Source organism: Salegentibacter salarius (assembly GCF_900168265.1).
GTDB lineage: Bacteria > Bacteroidota > Bacteroidia > Flavobacteriales > Flavobacteriaceae > Salegentibacter > Salegentibacter salarius.
In genome coordinates this window covers 44,854-67,298 of sequence record NZ_FVZF01000018.1, presented here as the reverse complement: position 1 = coordinate 67,298, position 22,445 = coordinate 44,854, and the positions used below count along the sequence as shown (strand labels likewise).

General features: G+C 38.2%; 22 protein-coding genes and 1 tRNA gene. 16 read left to right on the top strand and 7 right to left on the bottom strand.

The features are described 5' to 3' along the window. Window positions 1-21: 21 nt before the first annotated feature. The 5 genes from B5440_RS10815 to B5440_RS10795 all read left to right on the top strand — a co-directional run bounded on the left by B5440_RS10815 (window position 22) and on the right by B5440_RS10795 (window position 5,685). Window positions 22-960: a polyprenyl-phosphate transporter gene (locus B5440_RS10815; protein WP_070053578.1), complete on the top strand. Its 939-nt coding sequence runs from the start codon at window positions 22-24 to the stop codon at window positions 958-960. Beyond that, entirely contained in the window at window positions 947-1,972 is a 1,026-nt protein-coding gene (locus B5440_RS10810; protein ID WP_070053579.1) for a DUF368 domain-containing protein, read from the top strand. The genes B5440_RS10815 and B5440_RS10810 overlap by 14 nt, the downstream gene beginning before the upstream one ends. Continuing rightward, complete coding sequence (locus B5440_RS10805; protein WP_070053581.1) at window positions 1,969-2,697, top strand: shikimate dehydrogenase family protein; 729 nt, start codon at window positions 1,969-1,971, stop codon at window positions 2,695-2,697. The genes B5440_RS10810 and B5440_RS10805 overlap by 4 nt, the downstream gene beginning before the upstream one ends. Before the next feature lie 103 nt (window positions 2,698-2,800). After that, complete coding sequence (locus tag B5440_RS10800) at window positions 2,801-5,047, top strand: DUF349 domain-containing protein (RefSeq protein ID WP_070053582.1); 2,247 nt, start codon at window positions 2,801-2,803, stop codon at window positions 5,045-5,047. 11 nt (window positions 5,048-5,058) lie between these two features. Beyond that, on the top strand, window positions 5,059-5,685 hold the full coding sequence (locus B5440_RS10795) for a class I SAM-dependent methyltransferase (protein WP_070053583.1): 627 nt from the start codon (window positions 5,059-5,061) through the stop codon (window positions 5,683-5,685). Window positions 5,686-5,782: 97 nt separating this feature from the next. Here the strand turns inward: B5440_RS10795 and mazG are convergent, their stop codons facing one another. The 4 genes from mazG to B5440_RS10775 form a co-directional block, all read right to left on the bottom strand. Then, window positions 5,783-6,556, bottom strand: a complete 774-nt coding sequence (gene mazG, locus B5440_RS10790) for a nucleoside triphosphate pyrophosphohydrolase (protein ID WP_070053584.1) — start codon at window positions 6,554-6,556, stop codon at window positions 5,783-5,785. A gap of 264 nt (window positions 6,557-6,820) precedes the next feature. Further along, window positions 6,821-6,896 (bottom strand) — tRNA-His (locus tag B5440_RS10785). A gap of 144 nt (window positions 6,897-7,040) precedes the next feature. Further along, window positions 7,041-7,757, bottom strand: a complete 717-nt coding sequence (gene bshB1 / locus B5440_RS10780) for a bacillithiol biosynthesis deacetylase BshB1 (RefSeq protein ID WP_070053585.1) — start codon at window positions 7,755-7,757, stop codon at window positions 7,041-7,043. Window positions 7,758-7,847: 90 nt separating this feature from the next. After that, entirely contained in the window at window positions 7,848-9,002 is a 1,155-nt protein-coding gene (locus tag B5440_RS10775; RefSeq protein WP_070053586.1) for a trans-sulfuration enzyme family protein, read from the bottom strand. Between the two features lie 180 nt (window positions 9,003-9,182). On the opposite strand from B5440_RS10775, the gene B5440_RS10770 reads away from it, so the two are divergent. The 3 genes from B5440_RS10770 to B5440_RS10760 all read left to right on the top strand — a co-directional run bounded on the left by B5440_RS10770 (window position 9,183) and on the right by B5440_RS10760 (window position 12,717). Beyond that, a complete protein-coding gene (locus tag B5440_RS10770; RefSeq protein WP_070053587.1) occupies window positions 9,183-10,232 on the top strand; it encodes an NAD(P)-dependent alcohol dehydrogenase in 1,050 nt (349 codons plus the stop codon). Window positions 10,233-10,471: 239 nt separating this feature from the next. Further along, a complete protein-coding gene (gene hutI / locus B5440_RS10765) occupies window positions 10,472-11,707 on the top strand; it encodes an imidazolonepropionase (protein ID WP_070053588.1) in 1,236 nt (411 codons plus the stop codon). A 2-nt stretch (window positions 11,708-11,709) separates the two neighbouring features. Then, on the top strand, window positions 11,710-12,717 hold the full coding sequence (locus B5440_RS10760) for a formimidoylglutamase (RefSeq protein WP_070053589.1): 1,008 nt from the start codon (window positions 11,710-11,712) through the stop codon (window positions 12,715-12,717). Between the two features lie 88 nt (window positions 12,718-12,805). Here B5440_RS10760 and treF read toward each other — a convergent pair whose 3' ends face one another. Next, window positions 12,806-14,410, bottom strand: a complete 1,605-nt coding sequence (treF, locus tag B5440_RS10755) for an alpha,alpha-trehalase TreF (protein ID WP_079711123.1) — start codon at window positions 14,408-14,410, stop codon at window positions 12,806-12,808. A 219-nt stretch (window positions 14,411-14,629) separates the two neighbouring features. Between treF and B5440_RS10750 the strand changes: the two genes are divergently transcribed. Together B5440_RS10750 and B5440_RS10745 are read left to right on the top strand one after the other, a co-directional pair. Further along, window positions 14,630-15,088: a GNAT family N-acetyltransferase gene (locus tag B5440_RS10750; protein ID WP_070053591.1), complete on the top strand. Its 459-nt coding sequence runs from the start codon at window positions 14,630-14,632 to the stop codon at window positions 15,086-15,088. Between the two features lie 63 nt (window positions 15,089-15,151). Further along, window positions 15,152-15,958 carry an MBL fold metallo-hydrolase gene (locus B5440_RS10745; protein WP_070053592.1) on the top strand — a complete coding sequence of 269 codons (807 nt, stop codon included), beginning with the start codon at window positions 15,152-15,154 and terminating at the stop codon, window positions 15,956-15,958. A gap of 79 nt (window positions 15,959-16,037) precedes the next feature. Here B5440_RS10745 and B5440_RS10740 read toward each other — a convergent pair whose 3' ends face one another. Both B5440_RS10740 and sucC read right to left on the bottom strand, forming a co-directional pair. Beyond that, window positions 16,038-16,373 carry a hypothetical protein gene (locus B5440_RS10740; protein ID WP_070053593.1) on the bottom strand — a complete coding sequence of 112 codons (336 nt, stop codon included), beginning with the start codon at window positions 16,371-16,373 and terminating at the stop codon, window positions 16,038-16,040. Window positions 16,374-16,688: 315 nt separating this feature from the next. Further along, window positions 16,689-17,882, bottom strand: a complete 1,194-nt coding sequence (sucC, locus tag B5440_RS10735) for an ADP-forming succinate--CoA ligase subunit beta (protein WP_070053594.1) — start codon at window positions 17,880-17,882, stop codon at window positions 16,689-16,691. A 268-nt stretch (window positions 17,883-18,150) separates the two neighbouring features. Between sucC and B5440_RS10730 the strand changes: the two genes are divergently transcribed. From B5440_RS10730 to B5440_RS10710, 6 genes are all read left to right on the top strand, one after another. Next, on the top strand, window positions 18,151-19,323 hold the full coding sequence (locus B5440_RS10730) for an MFS transporter (protein ID WP_070053595.1): 1,173 nt from the start codon (window positions 18,151-18,153) through the stop codon (window positions 19,321-19,323). Window positions 19,324-19,443: 120 nt separating this feature from the next. Continuing rightward, window positions 19,444-20,676, top strand: coding sequence for a diaminopimelate decarboxylase (lysA, locus tag B5440_RS10725; protein WP_070053596.1), 1,233 nt, complete (start codon window positions 19,444-19,446; stop codon window positions 20,674-20,676). A 6-nt stretch (window positions 20,677-20,682) separates the two neighbouring features. Continuing rightward, window positions 20,683-21,060 carry a hypothetical protein gene (locus tag B5440_RS10720; protein ID WP_070053597.1) on the top strand — a complete coding sequence of 126 codons (378 nt, stop codon included), beginning with the start codon at window positions 20,683-20,685 and terminating at the stop codon, window positions 21,058-21,060. A gap of 99 nt (window positions 21,061-21,159) precedes the next feature. Continuing rightward, a complete protein-coding gene (locus B5440_RS10715; protein ID WP_141728114.1) occupies window positions 21,160-21,699 on the top strand; it encodes a 2'-5' RNA ligase family protein in 540 nt (179 codons plus the stop codon). 68 nt (window positions 21,700-21,767) lie between these two features. Beyond that, window positions 21,768-21,893 (top strand): hypothetical protein, encoded by a 126-nt coding sequence (locus tag B5440_RS15820; protein ID WP_262506379.1) that lies wholly within the window; start codon window positions 21,768-21,770, stop codon window positions 21,891-21,893. A 152-nt stretch (window positions 21,894-22,045) separates the two neighbouring features. Beyond that, a complete protein-coding gene (locus B5440_RS10710; RefSeq protein ID WP_070053599.1) occupies window positions 22,046-22,438 on the top strand; it encodes a hypothetical protein in 393 nt (130 codons plus the stop codon). The last annotated feature ends 7 nt before the right edge of the window (window positions 22,439-22,445 follow it).

Sequence of the window (22,445 nt, the reverse complement as noted above, 5' to 3'; positions counted from 1 at the left end):
CCGGAATTTTAATTTGTTCACATGCAAAAAAGCTTTAAAGACCATCTTTCAGTAACCTTAAAAGGTATGGCGATGGGCGCGGCAGATGTTGTTCCTGGAGTTTCAGGAGGCACTATTGCTTTTATTACAGGTATTTATGAAGAACTGATCTCTACCATTAGTGGTGTGAACTTTTCATTAATTACTACCTGGAAAGAAAAAGGTTTTAAAGCCATGTGGCAGCAGCTAAACGGGCCGTTTATATTAGCCCTTTTCACCGGTATCCTCATCAGTGTGTTCTCACTGATGCGAATTGCAAATTATTTACTGGAAAATCATCCAATTTTAATCTGGTCCTTTTTCTTTGGCCTTGTATTGGCCAGTATTTGGTATGTAGGAAAACAAATCCCCAGGTGGAATGTGAAGATCTTTCTCGCCCTGTTAATAGGAGCAGCTGTAGCTTTCTACATCGTTTCCCTGCCGCCTATGGCAGCAAATGACAGCTATTTATATATTTTCTTTTCTGGAGCTATTGCTATTTGCGCTATGATATTACCCGGGATTTCAGGGGCTTTTATCTTAGTACTGCTTGGAGCTTATAAAAGGATTACAGAAGCCGCTCACGATTTCGACTTTCAAACATTGGGAGTATTTGGCATTGGAGCCATAATTGGCTTACTTAGCTTTTCTAAAATATTAAAATGGCTATTTGTGCATTACAGCAGTCTAACCCTGGCCGTATTAACCGGTTTTATAGCAGGATCGCTGAATAAGATCTGGCCCTGGAAACACGTATTGCAAACAGAAATGTATGGCGATAAGGAAGTAGTACTTCAAGAAGCCTCGGTTTTACCCTGGAATTTTGATGGACAACCACAAACGCTATATGCTATCATTTTAATGCTGGCAGGATTTTTCTTAATTCTAGGCCTGGAAATTTTCGCCTCAAAAAGCTCAGAAAACGCCAATGCAACAAACTAGAACCTTTACAGACAAAGTGCTTTTAGTACTTAAAGGTTTAGCTATGGGAGCAGCTAATAAAGTTCCCGGTGTGTCTGGTGGTGTTGTGGCGTTCGTTGCCGGTTTTTATGAAGAGTTTATCTACTCGCTCCAGAAAATAAATTACAAGGCTTTTATGTTGCTCATAAATGGGCGGTTTAGAAGTCTGTTTCATTATACCAACGGGAAGTTCCTGAGTTTGCTTATCCTGGGGATGTTAATTAGCTATTTTAGTGTTTCCAAGTTACTCGATTATTTGATACTCCACTACGAACTCTATGTCTGGGCCTCTTTCTTCGGAATGATTATAGGTTCTATATATTATATCAGTAAAGATTTTGACGAATGGAGTAAACGCTCCCTGGTTTTTGTTTTCCTCGGAATAATTGCCGGGGTGGCCATTAGCTTCCTGGAGCCGGCAAAAGAAAATGACAATCTTTGGTTCGTATTTTTTTGCGGAATGGTAGGTGTATCTGGAATGACATTACCCGGACTCTCAGGCTCCTTCATACTTATCTTATTTGGAAATTATGTATTGCTACTCGTAGATTCAGTAAATGCACTTTACGATACGCTGGCAGATTTAGTAGTGCTGGATTTTAGTTTTATAAATGATCCAGATAGAATTAGATTATTAGAGGTCATCCTGGTGTTTGGCGCAGGTTCTCTGGCGGGTCTAGTTACGCTTTCCCATTTTCTGGGCTATGTTTTAAAACATTATAAAAAAGATACTTTTGCCGCGATTATTGGTTTTATTACCGGCTCGTTAGGTGTGGTATGGCCCTGGAAAGAAAAGATCTTTAAACTAAACCAGAGCGGAGAAATAATTCTGGATAGCCAGGGCAATGGTATAATAGATTATTACGACCGTTATTTCCCAACTTTTTCTTCTGCTGAAACCTGGCTGGCAATTTTCTTTATCTTTGTAGGTATACTCATTGTACTTGGACTCGCCTGGTACGAAAAGAAAAACCAAAAACCCGCAACGCGATGAAAACTTTTGGCTTAATTGGAAAAAACATCAGTTACTCATTTTCCCGAACTTATTTTACCAAAAAATTCAAGAAAGAAAATATTGACGCTAAATATTATAATTTCGACCTGGAAAACATAAATCAATTTCGGGACGTGATTAAAGAAATGCCAGACCTGCAAGGTTTAAATGTCACCATTCCTTATAAGCAGGAGATCATTACCTTTTTAGACGATTTAGCTCCTGAAGCTAAAGAAATTGGCGCGGTAAACACTATTAAGGTAAATGGTAACCGGCTTATTGGCTATAATACAGATTATATAGGTTTTTCGGAATCCATAAAACCCCTGCTTAAATCTCATCATAATAAAGCGCTTATTTTGGGAACGGGTGGAGCTTCAAAAGCTATAGCATACGCCTTTAAAAAACTGGATATTGAGTATAAGTTTGTCTCAAGATCTTCAGGAAAAGGTAAATTGGGATATGATGATCTTTCCGAAGAAACTATAAAAGACCACAACATTATTATCAACACCACACCGGTAGGCACCTTCCCAGACGTAGAAGAATACCCGAAATTCCCAGTAGAATACCTAACCAAAAATCACCTGGTTTACGACCTTATTTACAACCCGGAAGTCACCCAATTATTGGCATTGGCAAAAAAACAGGGTGCCACGATTAAAAACGGTTTAAAAATGCTGGAATTACAGGCAGAAAGCGCCTGGAACATTTGGAATAAATAGCGCTAATTTTTCTTTTAAATTCTACAAAAAAAGGGAATTGTTTGCCCAATTTTAGTGGAGTTACTATCTTTCAGGCTAATTAAGAACCTTAACATTGAAAGATATGTCTCAGCAAGAAAATGATAAAAGCAAAGAAGAGTTTTCTAACGAAGCAACTAATAATTCTGAAAAAGCTCAGAACGAAAAGAAGCTTACCGAGGAAAACCGTGATGAAAATGTAGAAGAAAAATCATTTTCTGAAAAGTCTGAAACCGAAGAAACTTCAACAGAGAAAGAAACGGTTATAGAACCTGCAGAAACTGCTTCTGAAATTAAAACTGAAGATGATAAGCTGGAAGATGCCATGATCGCTGAAGCCGGTGATAAGAAGAACACTTCAGAAGAAAATAAAGCGAGCAGCGAAGAAGACGACGAGAACGATGCTATTCTTGAAGAAAGCAGAAAAAAAACCCGTCCGGAAGAAGAAAAGGTTCAGGCAGAAACAGGAGCTAAAGCTGAAGATACATCTGATGATGAGGATGAGGATGAAACTTCTGAGGAAGAAGGACGCACTTCAAAACATCACCAGGAGCATATAGACGATTCAGTTGCTGAAGACAGTGAAGATGAGACTAAAGCTGAGCGCCACGATATTCCGAAAAAAGATTATCACGCGATGAGCAAAGAGCAGCTCGTAGATGAGTTTGAAGCTTTGCTTAAAAAGGAAAAAGTACAGGCTATTAAAGAGCACGTAATTGAAATTCGTGCTGAATTCAATGCCAAATTCAATGAAGAGGAAGAGGAGAAAAAAGAGGAATTCCTTGCCGATGGCGGGAATATTATAGACTTCCACTACTCTACTCCGCTTAAAAAACGTTTTAACTCCCTTTATTTCGATTATCGGGAAAAACGCAATAATTACTACAAACAACTTAAACAAGACCTTAATAAAAACCTGGACAAGCGCCTGGAAATAATTGAAGAATTAAAAGGTCTTATTGATGTTGAAGAGAATATAAACACCACTTACAAGCATTTTAAGGAACTTCAGGATCGCTGGCGCGTTGCGGGACCAATTCCGCGAGAAAAATATAACGACGTTTGGAACACCTATCACCATCACGTAGAGAATTTCTATGATTTTCTACATTTAAATCGTGAGTTCCGGGATCTGGATTTTAAACATAATCTTGATCAAAAATTAAAAGTGATTGATCGTGCTGAAGAATTAGCCCAGGAAACCGATGTAAACCGTGCGTTTAGGGAGTTACAAATGCTTCACAAAATGTGGAAAGAAGAGCTTGGTCCTGTTGCCAAAGAGTTTCGTGAAGATATTTGGGATCGTTTTAGCAGCGCCACCAAACAAATTCACGATAAACGCCAGGAGTATTTCAATACGCTAGATGAACGCTACGAAGAGAACTGGAAAGCCAAGCAGGTTATTATTGAGAAGATAAGAGTAATTGCAGACGAAGATTATAAAAGCCACAACAAATGGCAGCAGAAGATTAAAGAAATTGAAGCGCTAAGGGAAGCATTCTTTAATGCCGGGAAAGTTCCGCGTAGTAAAAATGAAGAAACCTGGACAGATTTCAAACAAACCGTTCGCCGATTTAACCGGAATAAAAACGCGTTCTATAAAAATCTAAAAAAGCAACAATACGATAACCTCGAAAAGAAAAAAGAGCTTATCAAAATTGCTGAAGACAATAAGGATAGCGATGACTTTAAAACGGTAACGCCTTTAATGAAGAAGATCCAGGCAGACTGGAAGAAAGTTGGCCACGTACCAAGAAAAGATAGTGACAAGGTTTGGAAGCAATTTAAAGCAGCCTGTAATCACTACTTTGAGCGTCTGCACGAAACACGTAAAGACGAGAACAAAGAAGAGTTCGAAGCTTTTGACAAGAAAAAAGAGTTGCTGGAACAGGTGAAGGCTGTTGAGCTTAGCGGCGATAAAAAACAAGATCTACCTAAAATAAAACAGTTTATTGAAGACTGGAAAAATTTAGGCCGTGTACCTTATAATAAGCGTTTTATTGAAGGGAAATTCAACAAAGCCCTGGATCAGCTTTTTAATAAGCTGGATGTAGATCACACCAAAGCTGAAATGCTTAAATACGAAAATAAAGTACAGGCTTTAAATGATGCTGACGACGATAAAAAACTTCGCAACGAGCATTATTTCTTAACCAAGAAAATAGAAGAAACTAGAGCTGAAATTAGGCAGTTGGAAAATAACCTGCAATTCTTCTCTAATGTAGATGAAGATAATCCTTTAGTACAGGACGTACACAAAAATATCGCTAACCAAAAAGAGCAGCTTGAAGTTTGGAAAGAAAAATTGCGTAAAATCAAGTCGCTTTACTAAACAAAGCGGCTATGAAATGCATCCTATGCGAAGGCGATACAAAGAAATTTTGGAAGAGTAAAAACAGGGAATTTGTTGAATGCACCAATTGCGGGGGCATTCAACTTTTACCCCGATTTTATATTTCAGAAAAAGCGGAGGAAGCTCGTTATCTTACCCATAATAATGATGTAGAAGATCTAAGGTACCAGGATTTCGTAAAGCCAATAACTTCACGAATCTTAAAAGATTTTTCTACTGAACAAAGCGGTTTGGATTATGGTTGTGGTAATGGACCCGTAACAACTTCACAATTAGAAAAAAAAGGATATACTATCTCGCTTTATGATCTTTACTTTTATCCCAATAAAGAGGTATTAAAAACCAAATACGATTTTATAATTTGCTGCGAAGTAATGGAACATTTCTCTGCTCCAAATAAGGAGTTTAGTGAATTAGCTTCCCTTTTAAAGCCTGGCGGAAAGCTCTACTGCAAAACCTCCCTCTATTCAGAAAAAATTGATTTTGATAACTGGTACTATAAAAATGACGTCACCCATATCTTTTTTTACACGGCGAAAAGCCTGCAATGGATAAAAGACAACCTGGATTTCTCAGCTTTGGAAATTCATCCGAACGCGATTGTTTTTAGCAAATAACTTTGGAGCAAGCTCACGAAGCATTATTATTCGAAAATATAATTTGATTTCGAGGCAAGCCTCGGAACATTTAATCTCGATTATCGAGTAAATAACTCTACAACAACTTAGCTTCATTCCAAAAGACATCCATTTCGGCCAAAGTCATATCTTTTAAAGCTTTATTTTTCTCAGCTGCTTTAGCTTCCAGATACTGGAAACGAGTTATAAATTTCTTGTTGGTGCGCTCTAAAGCATTTTCAGGGTTTATACCCAGGAAGCGTGCATAATTAATCATAGAGAACATCACATCGCCAAATTCGGCTTCCATTTTATCTTTATTCTCTGTCTCTATTTCATGCTGCAATTCACCCAGTTCTTCCTGTAGTTTCTCAAAAACCTGTTCCGGTTTTTCCCAGTCAAAACCAACACCCGCTACTTTCTCCTGAATTCTACTTGCCTTCACAACAGCCGGCAGAGAACGTGGCACACCTTCTAATACGCTTTTCTTGCCCTCTTTTAATTTTAGATTTTCCCAATTTCTTTTTACTTCTTCCTCATCGGCAACCTCAACATCTCCGTAAATATGAGGATGGCGATCTATTAATTTATCGCAAATTCCATTGGCAACATCAGCAATATCAAAATCATTGGTTTCACTACCTATTTTAGCATAAAAAACCAGGTGAAGCAAAAGGTCTCCTAACTCTTTTCTCACTTCCTCCAGATCCTTGTCTAAAATTGCATCTCCAAGCTCGTAAGTTTCTTCAATGGTAAGATGCCGCAGCGATTCCATCGTTTGCTTTCTATCCCAGGGACATTGCTCTCTAAGCTCATCCATAATAGTTAATAAACGATCAAATGCCTTTAGCTGCGCTTCTCTGGAGTTCATTCGTAGAAATTTTTGATTTTGGTAAAAATAAGGATTGCTTTTAGGATTTTAGAAACTAAAGCAGGAAAATAAATATCTGGAATCATTCTGAATTCATTTTAGAATCTATGATGTAGGCGAGTTCAAAATCTACTAGATGCTGAAACAATCCCGAAGCTTCGGGACAGCATGACTTGGATTCTTTAATCATTTTCCTCAGACAGAGGCGTACTAATAAAATTATCCCATAAAAAAAGCCTTCAGAAAACTGAAGGCTTGAATAAAGGGTGGAAGACCGGTTTCGAACCGGCGACCTCCGGAACCACAATCCGGCGCTCTAACCAGCTGAGCTACAACCACCATTTTAATTGCGGTTGCAAATGTAGTTTATTTTAGCAATTTCCCAAAGAAAAAATTTCAATATTAAATTGAAATTTAAGCCTATTTCAAGTCTATGCGGCTAAAAAGCTTCAAATTAAATAATTAGCAAATGCTAAAAATCAACCTAAATTAAATCAAAGATCGAATCTACTGCGGGATAACGTTCCACCGTATAGCCTTCGGCGTGCTCGGTATTGATTAATCTTCCCAGGTCTAGTGCTCTATAGGTGATACTTTCCAGGAAATTACTGCTTGAAATTGGGGTTTGCGGCTCTTTACTGCTTTCATCAAAAAACTGACTTTTATAAGCTTTTACCGACTCCATTTTTTTATCGATATATCCCGAAATATCTACCACTACATCGGGTTTCAAATTTTTCCACTGAATATAATGATAAACGTGCTTTGGGCGCCAGGCTTGCTGGCTCTCTCCTTCGTAAATAGTTTCAATCTTCCGAAGTCCGCTTAAAAAGCAAGCGTCACTAGTGAGTTTTGCTCCTTTTCCGTGGTCTATATGTCTATCGTCTACTGCGTTGCACAAGACAATTTCAGGTCGATATTTTCGCAATATCTTTATAATTTCAAGCTGATGCGCGGTGTTATTTATAAAAAAAGCGTCACTAAATTCCAGATTTTCTCTTACAGAAACTCCCAAGATCTCAGCTGCATTTTTTGCCTCTTTATCCCTGGTTTCTGCCGTGCCACGGGTTCCTAATTCTCCCCGTGTAAGATCTAAAATCCCTACTTTTTTTCCTCTGTCTACTTCTTTTGCTATAGTGCCCGAGCAACTTAGTTCAACATCATCGGGATGCGAGCCTATAGCCAATATATCTAGTTTCATAATATTTACTTTGTCATTTCCGTCCCGATAAAAAATCGGGACGGAAATCTAATTTTAAGTTAGTACTTCAAACTTCACACCTCGTATTTCCTAGCCTCTAATTTCTTTTAATGCCTGTTCCAGGTCTTCCATTAAATCTTTCTTCTCCTCTATCCCCACGGAAAATCGCATTAAACCGTCTTTAATTCCCTGGGCTTCCCTTTCTTCAGGAGAAAGCAAACCGTGCGAGGTTTTTGAGGGAGAAAGTATGGTTGATTCTACACCTGCCAGGCTCATAGAAGATTTTATTAATTTTAATTTTTTCTGAAAAAGGTCAAAATCTAATCCTTCACGCAGTTCAAAAGACATCATGCCTCCAAAACCTTTCATTTGAGATTTGGCCAATTCGTGATCTGGGTGAGACTCAAGTCCTGGATAAAAAACCCTCGAAATATCTTCATGTTTTTCCAGAAAACGAGCTAATTCCAACGCATTTTCATTTTGCGCTCTTACCCTTAAACCCATGGTTTTTAAGCTGCGTTCCAGCATCCAAACCGTAAAATCGCTTAAGTTACCGCCAAAATTCTTAGCCAGCTGAAAGATTTTATCTATGTGCTCTTCAGAAGCTATAGCGGTTCCCGCAAGAATATCGCTATGTCCACCCATATATTTTGTGGCGGAATGCAATACAATATCAATTCCAAAATCTATAGGGTTCTGGTTCACCGGGGAAGCAAACGTATTGTCTATCATACTTACCAGCTTATCCTTTTTAGCAATTTCAGCAATCGCTTTAATATCGGTTACGGTAAGCAGTGGGTTTGAAGGTGTTTCTATATAGATAACCTTTGTATTTTCTTTGATTTCGGCTTCAAAAGATTCAGGTTTCGAATCTTTAGTAAATGAATATTCCAGTCCGAATTTCTCAAATTCCTCGGTAATCAAATTACTGGTTCCGCCGTAAAGGGTGTTTTGAAAAACCACGTGGTCTCCTTTTTGGGCAAAAGCCATAAGCGAAGTGCTTACCGCTGCCATTCCGCTTCCAAAGATCAAAGCAGCTTCCCCGTGTTCCAGGGCTGCCATTTTTTGCGCTAAAGCGACTTGATTTGGAGTGTTGAAATAACGTGGATAACGCTTTACCTCTACATCTTCAAAAGCATAAGAAGTAGCCATATACAATGGCGAAACAGCGCCTTTAAATTGTTTGTCTTCCAGTTCTCCGCTATGGGTGCAAATGGTATTTATTCCGGGATGTTTTTTTGTCATTTCTAGTGCTTTCAAAATTCGCCCTAATGTAAAAAGAAATATTCTAAATGTCCTGCGTTTTCAGGCTGTTTCCTATATGCCGGAAATTATTTTTTGAAACAATAGTTAAATAAAGCTAAAGCAATATTTGTATTAAAAATTGCTCTCCTAATTCTTTACCTTTAAGAAAAACAAATTGATATGAGTAAAGTAAAAGCATATGGTGCGCAAGCCAGCGACGCCAATTTAGAAGCCTTAAATATTGAACGCAGGGAAATTACCGCAGACGATGTAAAGATAGAAATAGATTACTGTGGTGTTTGCCACAGCGATATTCACCAGGTTAGAAACGACTGGAAAAATTCTAAATATCCTGTTGTACCAGGTCACGAAATTATAGGCCGTGTAACCCAGGTTGGAAAAAATGTGAGCAACTTTAAAGAAGGTGATCTTGTAGGAGTGGGCTGTATGGTAGATTCCTGCCAGGAGTGTGATTCCTGTAAAGAAGATTTAGAGCAATTCTGCGAAAATGGCGCTACGCTAACTTACAACAGTAAAGATGAGCATTTAGGTGGCCATACTTTTGGAGGTTATGCTGAACAAATTGTGGTAGATAAAGAATTTGTACTTAAAGTTCCAGAAAATATAGACGCGAAAGCAGCAGCCCCATTGCTTTGTGCCGGAATTACTACCTACTCTCCACTACGCCACTGGAATGTAAAAAAAGGAGATAAAGTTGGTGTAATTGGTCTTGGCGGACTTGGCCATATGGGAGTTAAATTTGCGCACGCTATAGGAGCGCATGTGGTAATGATCACTACTTCTCCCTCAAAATCTGAAGACGCGAAAAAACTTGGCGCCGATGAAGTGCTAATCTCGAAGAATGAAGAAGACATGAAAAAACAAGCCGGCTCTTTCGATTTTCTTCTTAATACAGTTCCGGTTGGTCACGATATGAATCCTTATATAGCTTTACTAAAAAGAGATGCCACTATGGTTCTGGTTGGTGCAATTGAACCTCTTGATCCTGTTCACGGCGGCGGATTGATTGGCGGCCGTAAACGTATTGCCGGTTCGGTGATTGGTGGTATTAAAGAAACCCAGGAAATGCTGGATTTTTGCGGGGAACATAATATTGTTTCAGATATTGAAATGATAGATATGCAAAATATCAACGAAGCTTTTGATCGAGTTGTAAAATCTGATGTAAAATATCGCTTTGTGATCGATATGAAATCGCTGAAGAATTAGAATTTATAAAAAGCTGACTGAAAAATATTTTTCTATACGTCATCCTGAACTTGTTTCAGGATCTAATTAAATTATTATTGATATCCTATTAGAAGCTGAAACAAGTTCAGCTTGACGAAACCAATATTCTTAAGCAAGCTTTTTTTGTTTCTACTGAAAAAGCAGGTTTTCACGGCTTAGTTTTTATCTTTGTTTAACTGGAGTTTTCAGCAGAGAACAAATACCAAAAACTAACCGAAATGAAACAATTATTCACCAACATAAAAGAACTTCTTCAGGTAAGGGAAAATACGGTAGATAAACTATCGGGAACTGAGATGAAGGAGTTACCCACTATAAAAAACGCCTGGTTACTTATTGAAGACGATAAAATTGCCGATTATGGCGAAATGAAGTCAATCCCTAAAATCAATGCCGATAAAACTATTGATGCTGAAGGGAAAATAATCCTGCCCAGCTGGTGCGATTCTCATACACATATTGTTTATGCCGGGAACAGGGAATTGGAATTTGCCGACCGCATTAACGGACTTTCCTATGAGGAAATAGCCAATCGCGGTGGCGGAATTTTGAATTCTGCTAAAACCCTGCAGGAAACTCCGGAAGAAGAAGTTTATAAGCAATCGGCTAAAAGGCTGGAAGAAGTAATGAAACTCGGCACCGGTGCGGTAGAAATTAAATCGGGTTACGGTTTAACCGAAGAAGGCGAGTTAAAAATGCTTCGGGTTATAAAGAAACTTCAGCAAAATTATAATATTCCCATTAAAGCTACTTTTCTAGGAGCGCATGCTATTCCGAAGGAATACAAAGAAAAACCAGATGCCTATATGGATTTGGTTATTGAGAAAATCTTACCAAAAGTAGCCGAAGAAAATCTGGCAGAATACATTGATATTTTTTGCGAAAAAGGATATTTCAGCGTAGCTGATACTCATAAATTGCTTTCCGCAGCGAAAAAATTCGGTTTAAAACCAAAAATACACGTCAATCAATTTAATGCTATTGGCGGTATCCAGGCGGGAATCGAGCATAACGCCCTAAGCGTAGACCACCTGGAGGTGATGCGCCCGGAAGATATTGAAAGTTTAAAAGACACAACCACAATGCCGGTTGCGCTTCCCTCCTGCTCCCTATTTTTAAGCATTCCGTATACGCCGGCACGGGAAATACTGGAAGCCGGATTACCATTGGCTTTAGCAACAGATTTTAATCCGGGAAGTACACCCAGCGGAAACATGAATTTAGTAGTTTCACTGGCTTGTATAAAAATGAAAATGACTCCGGAAGAAGCTATAAACGCCGCCACTATAAATGGTGCTTATGCCATGGAACTTAGCGAAACCCACGGTAGTATTACCAGGGGAAAACAAGCCAATTTTATACTTACAAAAGAAATTCCTTCATATACTTTTCTGCCTTATGCCTTCGGAACAAATTCTATTGAGTCGGTTTTTATAAACGGAAAAACGGTATAACAATGGACGGTTTAAAATTATACAACTATAAAACCATAGAAAAACTGGTTTCGAAAAGAGAAGGTGAAACGCGCCTGGGGGAGATGATCAGTTTTATTGAAAACCTGGAAGTAATATCAAAAAGCAAGGCTAAATTTGTGCTTTTTGGAATTCCGGAAGATATTGGGATTAGAGCTAACCACGGGAAACCAGGTGCTTCAAAGGCTTGGGAAACCTGTTTGAATTCCTTTTTAAATATTCAGGAAAATGAATTTACCAATGCTGAAAATATTCTACTACTCGGCGAAATTGACTGCAAAACCGAAATGCAAAAAGCAGCCAATATAGATGATGAAGATCCTAATTATTATGCAAAACTTGGTGACCTGGTAGAAAAGATCGATGAGAAAGTAAGCTTCCTGGTAGAAAAAATAGTTGCCGCAGGAAAAACTCCAATTATAATTGGCGGGGGTCACAACAATGCCTTTGGCAATATAAAAGGCACTTCTAAAGCGACAAAGAAGCCGCTGAATATTTTAAATATTGATGCGCACACCGACCTTAGAAAGTTAGAACACCGCCACAGCGGCAATGGATTCAGCTTTGCCCAGCGTGACGGATTCCTGGGGAAATATGCGATTTTCGGTTTGCATAAGAATTATACCCCGCAATATATTTTTGATGAAATAAAGTCGGTCTCCAACATTAAATTTCATCTTTTTGAAGACCTTATTTTACAAACTCACCAGGGAAAAATGGCCGCTTTTAATTCCCAGCTGGAATTTATAAATAAACAGGCCTTTGGTTTGGAACTGGACTGTGATGCCATCATAAATTTCCCCAGCAGCGCACAATCCCCTTCCGGATTTGCCTTAAATATGGTTCGTAACTTTCTCCAGCTTACTTCCGAAGAAAAAAATTGTAAATATTTACATATTTGTGAAGCTGCCCCAAGTTCTACAAGTCCGGTGCAGGTTGGTAAAGCATTATCGTTTTTTATAACAGATTTCATCAAAGAACCTTATAAATAATAAAGTTCTAAAACTTAATAAAACACTGGCTATAGTTACAGAAGCTATGGTCCATTAGAATAAGAAAGAAAAATTAAAAGTTTCTTTCTTATTTTTCTTTTGACAATTTTTGGTAAACTCCATTGGTCCAGCCAAAACCATCCTGGGTGGGATATTCTCCGCCTCCACTCTCTTTACTTAGATCTTCAACGTTATATTTTTCTAGCAACTTATAAGTATTTTTATATACGTTTTGGTTAAGATCTAACCACCGCTGTTTGATTTCTGAAGCTAGCTGGTTTTTATCATAATTTCGAAGGCCTTCTATACTCATATATTGCAACGGTGCCCAGCCATTGGGCGCATCCCATTGCTGCCCGGTATTGTGCGGGGTGCTTACCAGGCCGCCAGGCCTAAGAAAAACCCGTTCCAGAGAAGCGGCAACTTTATTTGCCTGCTCTTCTTCTGCAATTTCAAGAAAAAGCGGATAAACTCCGGCCAGGGAATAGATTCCTGTAGTATTTTCCTTTTTAAAATTATAATCGAAATAAAAGCCCGTTTCTTCTTCCCAAAGATATTTCTGAATAGCAGCCTTTCTATTTTCTGCCTTTCTTCGGAAGGTTTCAGCCTTTTCTTCAGCTTCTTCTAATTTATAGGCACGGGCAAGTGTTTGCTCCAGCTTATAAAGCAAACTGTTAAGATCTACCGGAATTATTTGCGTAGTGTGAATGCTGTAAAGATTAAAGTCCCCATTGCCATTAATACTTAGCCACCTGCTTGAAAAATCCCAACCAGATTCGGCGGCGGCTCTTAAGTCTCGATATACCTCTTCCCTGGTTCGGCCTGGATTTTTAGTTACTGCTTTTTCAGCGGTTTCCACATCCTCGCGATAGCTTTCGGGTCTTGGTGTATTTTTATCATCCCAATAGCGATTAAGGATTTCGCCACCCGGAAGTTTCACCACTCTTTTGTAAGCTTCTAATTCTTTATTTTCGCTGCCTTTCATCCAGAAATCATATTCTTTTTGCAAAGCTGAGAGATATTCTGAATAAACTTGTTCTCCCTCAATTTCAGCGAGAAGTTCTACCATTTTCGCGAAAAATGGTGGTTGGGAACGACTTAAATAATAAGTCCGATTTCCGTTAGGAATAAAACCATAGGTTTCAATGAGCCAGGCAAAATTATCTACCATATTTCTAATGGTTTCAATTTCTCCATCTTCCTGAAGCCCCAGCATTGTAAAATAACTATCCCAATAATAGATCTCACGGAACCTTCCGCCCGGAACAATATATGGATTCGGTAAAGGGATCAAAGTACCCGAAACCTGTTCATCGGCAGGGCGTTTAAGCACCTCCCATAACTTTTTTATATGCAGGTTAATCGAAGAAGAATCAGTTTTATATGTGCTGGCTTCTTCCGGAATTCTAAAATTCTCATTTATAAAATCTTTTAATTCAGCATTGGTTTCCGGTTGTTCTTCAGCATATTTTTTCCTGATCTCTTTAGGAGCGGTACGTGGCACCGCATCTACAAAAGTCTTACTATCGGCAAACAAATTTTCATTTTCCTGCACCTCATAAAACAAGTCGCCATAAAGTTCTTCAGGAGGAAGAATACTAACCGATTTTTCTTCGGTTTTTACTGCTGAAGAGCAGGCATTCAACAATATAAAGGAACATAGAAACAGAAAATTCACCGAAAGCTTTTTCATAAATTTGATTTTGATTAGTCAGCCAACCGTGAAAGTAAAAAATAATTTGCAATTCGCTGTTTACTCGATAATCGAGATTTAATGCTCCGAGGCTTGCTTCGAAATCAAATTATATTTTCAATAATAATGCTTCGTGAGCTTGATCCGAAGTAGTTTACTTTAAGGCAATCTACAGAAAAAGCTTTATTTATTATTTTAGCCAGAAATTTCAGTAAAAAAATGGAAATAATCCCTTACCAAACACACTACACCGAAGATTTTAAGAACCTTAACCTGGCCTGGTTAGAAAAGTATTTTTGGGTAGAACCCCACGATGAAGAAGTACTTGGGAATCCTAAAAAATATATTATTGAAACCGGCGGGAATATTTTTTTCGTAAAAGAAAAAGAAAAGATCGTTGGCTGCGTAGCTTTAATGAAAATAGAAGAAGGTGTTTTTGAACTTACCAAAATGGCGGTGAGCCCAGAATACCAGGGAAAGAAAATAGGCCAGAAATTAATGGAACACACCCTAAATTTCGCTAAAAACCAAGGCTGGGATCATCTTATTATTTTTTCTAACCGAAAACTTGAAAATGCTATTTATATTTATAAAAAGTACGGTTTTAAGGAAATTCCTATTGGGGAAAATAATCCCTACACGCGGGGCGATATAAAGATGAGGCTTGAGCTTTCATAAAATTTCACAAAATCTATGTTTTTCTAAGGCTTGTTACTTATTTTTATTTCAAAACAACCAAATATGAGATATTTATTCACATTACTCGCAGCGGGAATTCTATTCACCGGTTGCAAAAATGAAGGAAAGGAAAATCAAAATAACACTGCTGAGGAAAATCCTTACAGCGAGGGAAAAAACACCCTGGAATCTGATTCGGTAGATATTGAAATCCAGCCGATATCACACGCTACTGCCGTTATTAACTGGGGCGATGTAAGCTTTTATATAGACCCGGTAGGTGGAGCTGAAGCATTTGAAGGAATGGAAAAACCAGATTTCATTCTTATCACCGATATTCACGGAGATCATATGAGTGCTGAGACTTTACAAGCTATGGATCTTGAAGGCGTGCATATTATTGTTCCGCAAGCCGTAAAAGATGAACTACCGGCCGAAATGAATAATGTTCTTAGAACCCTGGAAAATGGGGCTACTACCAAAGTTCTAGACTTCTATATTGAAGCTATTCCTATGTACAATCTACCCGAAGATCCGGAAGCTTTTCACCCTAAGGGAAGGGGCAACGGCTATGTTGTTGAAAGAAACGGACAAAGACTTTATATTGCAGGTGATACTGAAAATATACCTGAAATGAAGGAGTTGGAAAATATCGAAACTGCTTTAGTGCCCATGAACCTTCCTTACACCATGACGGTTGAAGAGGCTGCTAATGGCGTTTTAGCTTTTGCACCAAAAAAGGTAATTCCTTACCACTTTAGAGGCCAGGATGGCTTTGCTGATGTGGAAAAATTTAAAAAATTGGTAAACGAAGGCAATAAGGATATAGAAGTTAAAATGCTAAATTGGTATCCTGATAGAGAAGAATAAGTATTAATCCTTTATAAAAATAAAACCCGGTGATGAACCGGGTTTTTTGTTTTTTTCCATTTTTTGATTGAAGCAATGATTAGGCTTTTAATATTATTGGCAGCTTATAGGTCTTAATTGAAGGAGCCAAAACAGTTTTAATCTCTTTATTGTTTAAAAACTTTTTAATCTTTCTTCCGGCTTCCACATTTTTTGATCCCACGTAAAGCACTTCCATTTCGTTTTTACAATTAAACTTAACTATTAAGTAGGCAACTACATCTTTTTCAACCGTAATCTCAACGTTTTTCAATAATTGCTGAATTTCCTTATTAAAAGCAACTTCTGAGGTTTCGGGCGAATCTTTTGGTGCAGCTTGAAGTAGGCTTCCGGCGCTAAAGGCTAATGCAAATAATACTAATTTTAAAGTCTTCATAATATAAAATTTAAAGGTTATACATTTTAAAGACCGGGTTAAATCTCTAAACGTTACAGGTTTATATTATTTTAACAAAAATTAACAGCTTAAAATTAGGGTATAAAAAAACTGTCTAAAGTTTGGTATGTTATAACTATCTGTAAAGTCCTTCTTGCGTCAAGCTGAACTTGTTTCAGCTTCTAAAATTCTTAGCAACTTAGATTCTGAAATAAATTCAGAATGACGAATTATAAAACTTTTCAGACAGTCTACATTAAACTTTAGACAGTCTTAATTCAAAAGGAAATAAATTCCTGTCCCGAAGCTTCGGGATTATTTAAGTACTTCCTGTACTTTATCTGCAGCTTCCTGGAATTGAACCGCAGAGTGGATCTTGAATCCGCTATCGTCAATTAATTTCTTGGCGATATCTGCGTTAGTTCCCTGTAAACGTACAATTATTGGCACATTAACAGCATCACCCATATTCTTATAGGCATCTACGATTCCCTGTGCCACTCGGTCACAACGAACAATACCTCCAAAGATATTTACCAGGATGGCTTCTACTTTATCATCTTTTAAGATCAAACGGAAAGCTTCTTCCACTCGCTTGGCATCAGCTGTACCACCAACGTCAAGGAAGTTTGCAGGTTCACCACCAGCTTGCTTAATAAGGTCCATTGTTGCCATTGCAAGTCCGGCGCCGTTCACCATACAACCTACGTTTCCGTCTAGGTTTACAAAATTAAGCCCGACTTCCCCAGCTTCAACTTCAGTTTGATTTTCTTCACGAATATCACGCATCTCAGCATAGTCTTTATGACGGAAAAGCGCATTATCATCAAGGGTTACTTTTGCATCAACTGCAAGGATTTTATCATCACTTGTTTTTAAAACCGGGTTGATCTCAAAAAGAGAAGAATCAGATTTATCAAAAGCTGTGTAAAGTGACATTACAAACTTGGTCATCTCTTTAAAAGCTGTACCGCTAAGCTTAAGATTAAAAGCTATTCTTCTAGCCTGAAAAGGCATAAGTCCTGTTGCAGGATCTATTTCTTCGGTAAAAATTAAATGCGGAGTTTCCTCGGCAACAGTTTCAATATCTACACCACCTTCAGTAGAATACATAATCATATTACGGCCGGTTGCACGGTTAAGCAATACAGACATATAGTATTCTTCTGGCTCGTTATCTCCAGGATAATAAACATCCTCAGCAACTAACACCTGGTGCACTTTTTTACCTTCAGCAGAAGTTTGTGGCGTTACCAGATCCATTCCAATAATGTTTCCTGCAACTTCTTCTACCTCTTTTAAGTTTTTGGCAAGTTTTACACCACCACCTTTTCCACGGCCACCCGCGTGTACCTGGGCCTTTATAACGTGCCATCCGGTACCGGTTTGTTCGGTTAGTTCTTTAGCGGCATCTACGGCCTCTTTTGCATTATGTGCAACTAAACCACGCTGAATGCGTACGCCAAAACTGCTTAAAATTTCTTTTCCTTGATATTCGTGTATGTTCATAATCAGCTATTTCTTCAGTATTAATTACGGTTAGCAAAAGTAACAAATGTATAGCTATTGTACCAATCTTTTTTAGGATATCCCCAGCCCTGCTATAATCTATTTCCGCAGAAAAATTTAGCTTTTCCTTAAGGATTCCCAATTTTCAAAATGTGCGCTATTACTGCGATTTCGTAACTATAAGCTTATCATAGATTTTTGGCCATTTTATATTTTATTAGCATTATCCCATTTAATTTTGCTCTTTGCTCAAAAATTAACCTACAAAATGAATAAAGCACTTATCGCCCTTGCTATTGGAGGCTTCGGAATTGGAATGACCGAATTTGTAATTATGGGAATCCTGCCAGACGTAGCTTCGGCTTTAGACATCAGTATTCCGCAGGCAGGGCATTTTATTTCTGCTTATGCTTTAGGCGTAGTGATTGGCGCTCCAATATTAACTGCTTTTGGCGGGAAGTGGCCGGCGCATAAAGCCCTGCTCCTGCTTATGGTTTGGTTTACGGTTTTTAATTCGCTTTCGGCTTTTGCTAATTCGTACGAACTTTTATTGGTTTCTCGTTTCTTATCTGGTTTACCGCACGGAGCTTTCTTCGGAATTGGTGCCGTGGTTGCCGGGCAACTCGCAAAACCCGGGAAATCTGCCCAGGCCATTGCCACGATGTTCACCGGATTAACTTTAGCAAATGTAATTGGTGTACCGCTGGGCACTTATTTAGGCCATAACTTTAGTTGGAACGTTTCGTTTATGTTAGTGGGCGTAGTAGGTTTAATGGCTATTGCCAGTGTAAAATTCTGGATGCCAGAATTACCAAAATCTTCTTCTGCAGGAATTAGAAAAGATCTGGATGTGCTGAAACGCGGCGAACTCTGGATGGTGATCTTACTTACTACCATTGGTACCGGAGGATTTTTTGCCTGGTATAGTTATATCGCTCCCTTAATTACCAAAGTAGCCGGCCATCCTGAAGGGATTGTAAGCTACGTAATGATCTTAGCGGGACTGGGAATGGTTATAGGAAACCTGATAGGCGCGAAACTTGCGGAGAAATTTTCACCAATTTATGCTGTGATTATGAGTATGATTTTAATGGTTATCGCTCTTATCACCAATGCCTACGTTGCCGGAAATCAAATCGCAATTTTGGTAATGACTTTCCTTATTGCCACGATCGCTTTTTGTCTTTCCACTCCAATTCAAATGGTAATGATCAACTCTGCTAAAGGCTCAGAAAGTTTAGGATCTTCTATGAACCAAAGCGCTTTTAATATGGGGAATGCCTCCGGTGCTTATTTTGCCGGCCTACCTATTGCCTTTGGGTATAGTTTTACTTCGGCCTCACTGGTAGGAGCAATTATGGCCGGGCTTGGTGTTTTTATCGCTACGGCTATTATTCTTTTAAGAAAAAGAAGAGAAAGCGCCATAGCCACCGCAAGCTAAGACTTGCAAAAAGATGTTTTTTTTAATCTTAACAATTTAAAGGAATTCGTTATTTTTGGAACTTGCGTTTGTAGGAGTTGAAATTTCTCCTCTCTTTTGCCAACTAATTTTATAGCTGTTATGACCAATCAAGATCTACTTGCTGTTGCCCAGGAATTCGGAAGCCCCGTATATGTATACGATGCCGAAAAAATTGCTTTCCAATACAATCGTTTAAAAAATGCTTTCTCAGAAATCAAAGATTTACGTATTCATTATGCGGTAAAAGCACTTTCTAATATTTCTATCCTAAAATTTTTAAACTCCCTGGGTAGCGGAATGGATACCGTTTCTATCCAGGAAGTAAGACTTGCACTGGAAGCCGGGGTTGCTCCAAAGGATATTATTTATACGCCAAACGGAGTTTCTTTAGAAGAAATTGAACAAGTAGTAAGATTGGGAGTGCAAATTAATATAGACAACCTTTCTATTTTGGAGCAGTTTGGAGCCAAGCATCCAGAGGTGCCGGTTTGTATTCGTATAAATCCGCATATTTTAGCCGGCGGAAATTCTAAAATTTCGGTGGGTCACGTAGATTCTAAATTCGGAATTTCTATTCATCAAATGCCACTTTTGCTGCGTATTGTCGAAAACACGGGGATGACGATTAACGGAATCCATATGCACACCGGAAGCGATATTTTGGATATTGAAGTTTTTCTTCGTGCTTCTGAAATTCTTTTTGATTCGGCTAAAAATTTTAAAAACCTTGAATTCCTTGACTTCGGGAGCGGTTTTAAAGTGCCTTACCGGGAAAATGATATTGAAACCGATATAGAGGAATTAGGAGAAAAACTAACCGAGCGTTTTGAAAATTTCTGTGAAGAATACGGCCGGGAACTTACCCTGGTTTTTGAACCGGGAAAATTTTTGGTGAGCGAAGCCGGTAAATTCCTTGCTAAAGTAAACGTGATAAAACAAACAACTTCCACGGTTTTTGCCGGGGTAGATTCAGGTTTTAATCATTTAATTAGGCCTATGTTTTACGGGTCACACCACGATATTAAAAACGTTTCCAATCCCGATGGGAAATTCAGATTTTATTCTGTGGTAGGTTATATTTGCGAAACCGACACCTTTGCCAACAACCGCAGAATCGCCGAAATTACCGAAGGTGATATCCTCGCTTTTATCAATGCCGGCGCCTATTCTTTCTCTATGGCCAGCAATTTTAATTCTCGCTACCGCCCCGCCGAAGTTTTATGGTATAACGGCAAAGCGCATTTAATTAGGGAACGCGAAACTTTTGAAGATTTGCTGAGACATCAAAAAATTGTAGATTTAGAAGCACCAGCCAAAAAAGCTACAAAATAAGTCCTTATGGAAATGGTTTTTAAGAACAAGTGGTTTTACCGACTGCTTATTGTTTATATTTTTCTTTTACTAATCTGGAACACTTATATGGTGGTTACCGGCAACCTCCTGGGATTAATTGCAGTAGTCATAGAATTAGCGCTGTTATATTTACTATTTAACAAACACAGACTGGCAAAAACGGCCATCCACTTTTGGGCGATTATCATGATGATTGGTCCCGGACTTTCCATACTTGGAAAACTCATAAAAGTGGCAACGGGAGACGATCTAAATTTTATGGTAGACAGCCTGGTGCAAAATTTACTGTTGTTCACCTTTGGTTTGATCATCTATTATTTTAATAAGAAAACCGTTTTTATTGCTGAAAGTAGTCAGTTTTAAATTCCTGGCAATTTTTGCAGTTAATTAAAAGCGTTTTCCAGAAGTCCTGTAAAATTTTCTTCGGAAATTAAAGCAGTGTCAATTCAAATTTCAACTGAAATGCCATTATATTTTCTCGCAATAATTCCTCCGGAAGAAATAAGTAAGCGAATAAAATCGCTGAAGCTGGAGATTGCCGAAAAATACAAGGCAAAACACGCGTTGAAACTGCCGGCGCATATTACGCTGCAAATTCCATTTAAAATTCCAGAAACCGAAGAAGGAAAACTAATTGATAGTTTAAAAAGCTTTGCTGAAAATCAAAAAAGCTTCCCGCTTAATTTAAAAGATTTTGGAAGATTCGGTCAAAAAGTGATCTTTATAAATATTGAAGATCACAAAGAACTAATTAGCCTGCACGCCGATTTACAGGAAATTTTTATGAAAAATTTCAGCTTAAAAAAGCACGAAACTTTTTCTAAGATCCATCCGCATATCACCCTCGCTTCTCGAGATCTTCATCATAAACAATTTCCCAAAGCCTGGGCAGATTTTAAAGCGCGCGAATTCACTGATTCCTTTTCCGTTAAAAATTTCAGCCTTATGAAGCACGATGGGAAAATTTGGCATGCTCACCGGGATTTTCATTTTAATCAATAAAAATCGATTTTTTAGGTGGTTTTTTGTAACATTTTAATATTTTCATCCACTTATCACGAAAACAAGCTATGGAAAACCAAAAAACTCAGAAATTCTCCAAAACCAGTATTTTTTTAATAGGTGTAGCGCTTATCGTTGTGTATTTAATACTTTCAGATTGGGAGCACTTTAAACAAGGACTTTTAGGAATTTAATACATCTATGAAACCCAACTATACTTTCCTGGAAATCATAGGGATCATCGGTTTAATAATTATGGCAGTTTACCTACTCGATTTCACTATAGAAGCCGCGTTAGACGGTTGGAATAGCCCTCTATAAATATACTTTAAAAGTATCCTAAACCGTGATTATCTATTACCAAAAGAAAAAGCTTAATTATCAACTTTATTCCGAGATAGGATTTTTAATTATTGGCATTGCAATAGTATTCCTTAATAATTTCTCGCTTATTTATTATACCTGGGCTTTACTTGGCCTACTACAGTTGGGCACCTGGTACTATAAAAAGAAACATCAATATTTACATATTTCGGAAGGCAGACTAACCAAAAATTCCCTTTTTCCTAAAAGCATAAAACTTAACGAACTCACCGCAATTTGGAAGTTTAAAAGCAGTTTCACACTTGAAACCAGGCAAGCTAAACTTAAGATCGACAAGGATCTAATGGAAGATGAGTCTTTGTACAAACTCACCGATCTCTTAAACCAAATTGAACTGAAACCCCAACAAGCATAAGCATTCC

Excerpts from the sequence above, each read along its gene's own strand:
- B5440_RS10730 (WP_070053595.1), top strand. The coding sequence starts at position 18,151 with ATGAATAAAGCACTTATCGCCCTTGCTATTGGAGGCTTCGGAATTGGA.
- B5440_RS10750 (WP_070053591.1), top strand. The coding sequence starts at position 14,630 with ATGGAAATAATCCCTTACCAAACACACTACACCGAAGATTTTAAGAAC.
- mazG (WP_070053584.1), bottom strand. The coding sequence starts at position 6,556 with ATGAACTCCAGAGAAGCGCAGCTAAAGGCATTTGATCGTTTATTAACT.
- B5440_RS10795 (WP_070053583.1), top strand. The coding sequence starts at position 5,059 with ATGAAATGCATCCTATGCGAAGGCGATACAAAGAAATTTTGGAAGAGT.
- bshB1 (WP_070053585.1), bottom strand. The coding sequence starts at position 7,757 with ATGAAACTAGATATATTGGCTATAGGCTCGCATCCCGATGATGTTGAA.
- B5440_RS10720 (WP_070053597.1), top strand. The coding sequence starts at position 20,683 with ATGGAAATGGTTTTTAAGAACAAGTGGTTTTACCGACTGCTTATTGTT.
- B5440_RS10745 (WP_070053592.1), top strand. The coding sequence starts at position 15,152 with ATGAGATATTTATTCACATTACTCGCAGCGGGAATTCTATTCACCGGT.
- hutI (WP_070053588.1), top strand. The coding sequence starts at position 10,472 with ATGAAACAATTATTCACCAACATAAAAGAACTTCTTCAGGTAAGGGAA.
- B5440_RS10815 (WP_070053578.1), top strand. The coding sequence starts at position 22 with ATGCAAAAAAGCTTTAAAGACCATCTTTCAGTAACCTTAAAAGGTATG.
- B5440_RS10770 (WP_070053587.1), top strand. The coding sequence starts at position 9,183 with ATGAGTAAAGTAAAAGCATATGGTGCGCAAGCCAGCGACGCCAATTTA.
- B5440_RS10775 (WP_070053586.1), bottom strand. The coding sequence starts at position 9,002 with ATGACAAAAAAACATCCCGGAATAAATACCATTTGCACCCATAGCGGA.
- B5440_RS10760 (WP_070053589.1), top strand. The coding sequence starts at position 11,710 with ATGGACGGTTTAAAATTATACAACTATAAAACCATAGAAAAACTGGTT.
- B5440_RS10715 (WP_141728114.1), top strand. The coding sequence starts at position 21,160 with ATGCCATTATATTTTCTCGCAATAATTCCTCCGGAAGAAATAAGTAAG.
- B5440_RS10740 (WP_070053593.1), bottom strand. The coding sequence starts at position 16,373 with ATGAAGACTTTAAAATTAGTATTATTTGCATTAGCCTTTAGCGCCGGA.
- B5440_RS10800 (WP_070053582.1), top strand. The coding sequence starts at position 2,801 with ATGTCTCAGCAAGAAAATGATAAAAGCAAAGAAGAGTTTTCTAACGAA.
- B5440_RS15820 (WP_262506379.1), top strand. The coding sequence starts at position 21,768 with ATGGAAAACCAAAAAACTCAGAAATTCTCCAAAACCAGTATTTTTTTA.
- lysA (WP_070053596.1), top strand. The coding sequence starts at position 19,444 with ATGACCAATCAAGATCTACTTGCTGTTGCCCAGGAATTCGGAAGCCCC.
- treF (WP_079711123.1), bottom strand. The coding sequence starts at position 14,410 with ATGAAAAAGCTTTCGGTGAATTTTCTGTTTCTATGTTCCTTTATATTG.
- sucC (WP_070053594.1), bottom strand. The coding sequence starts at position 17,882 with ATGAACATACACGAATATCAAGGAAAAGAAATTTTAAGCAGTTTTGGC.
- B5440_RS10810 (WP_070053579.1), top strand. The coding sequence starts at position 947 with ATGCAACAAACTAGAACCTTTACAGACAAAGTGCTTTTAGTACTTAAA.
- B5440_RS10805 (WP_070053581.1), top strand. The coding sequence starts at position 1,969 with ATGAAAACTTTTGGCTTAATTGGAAAAAACATCAGTTACTCATTTTCC.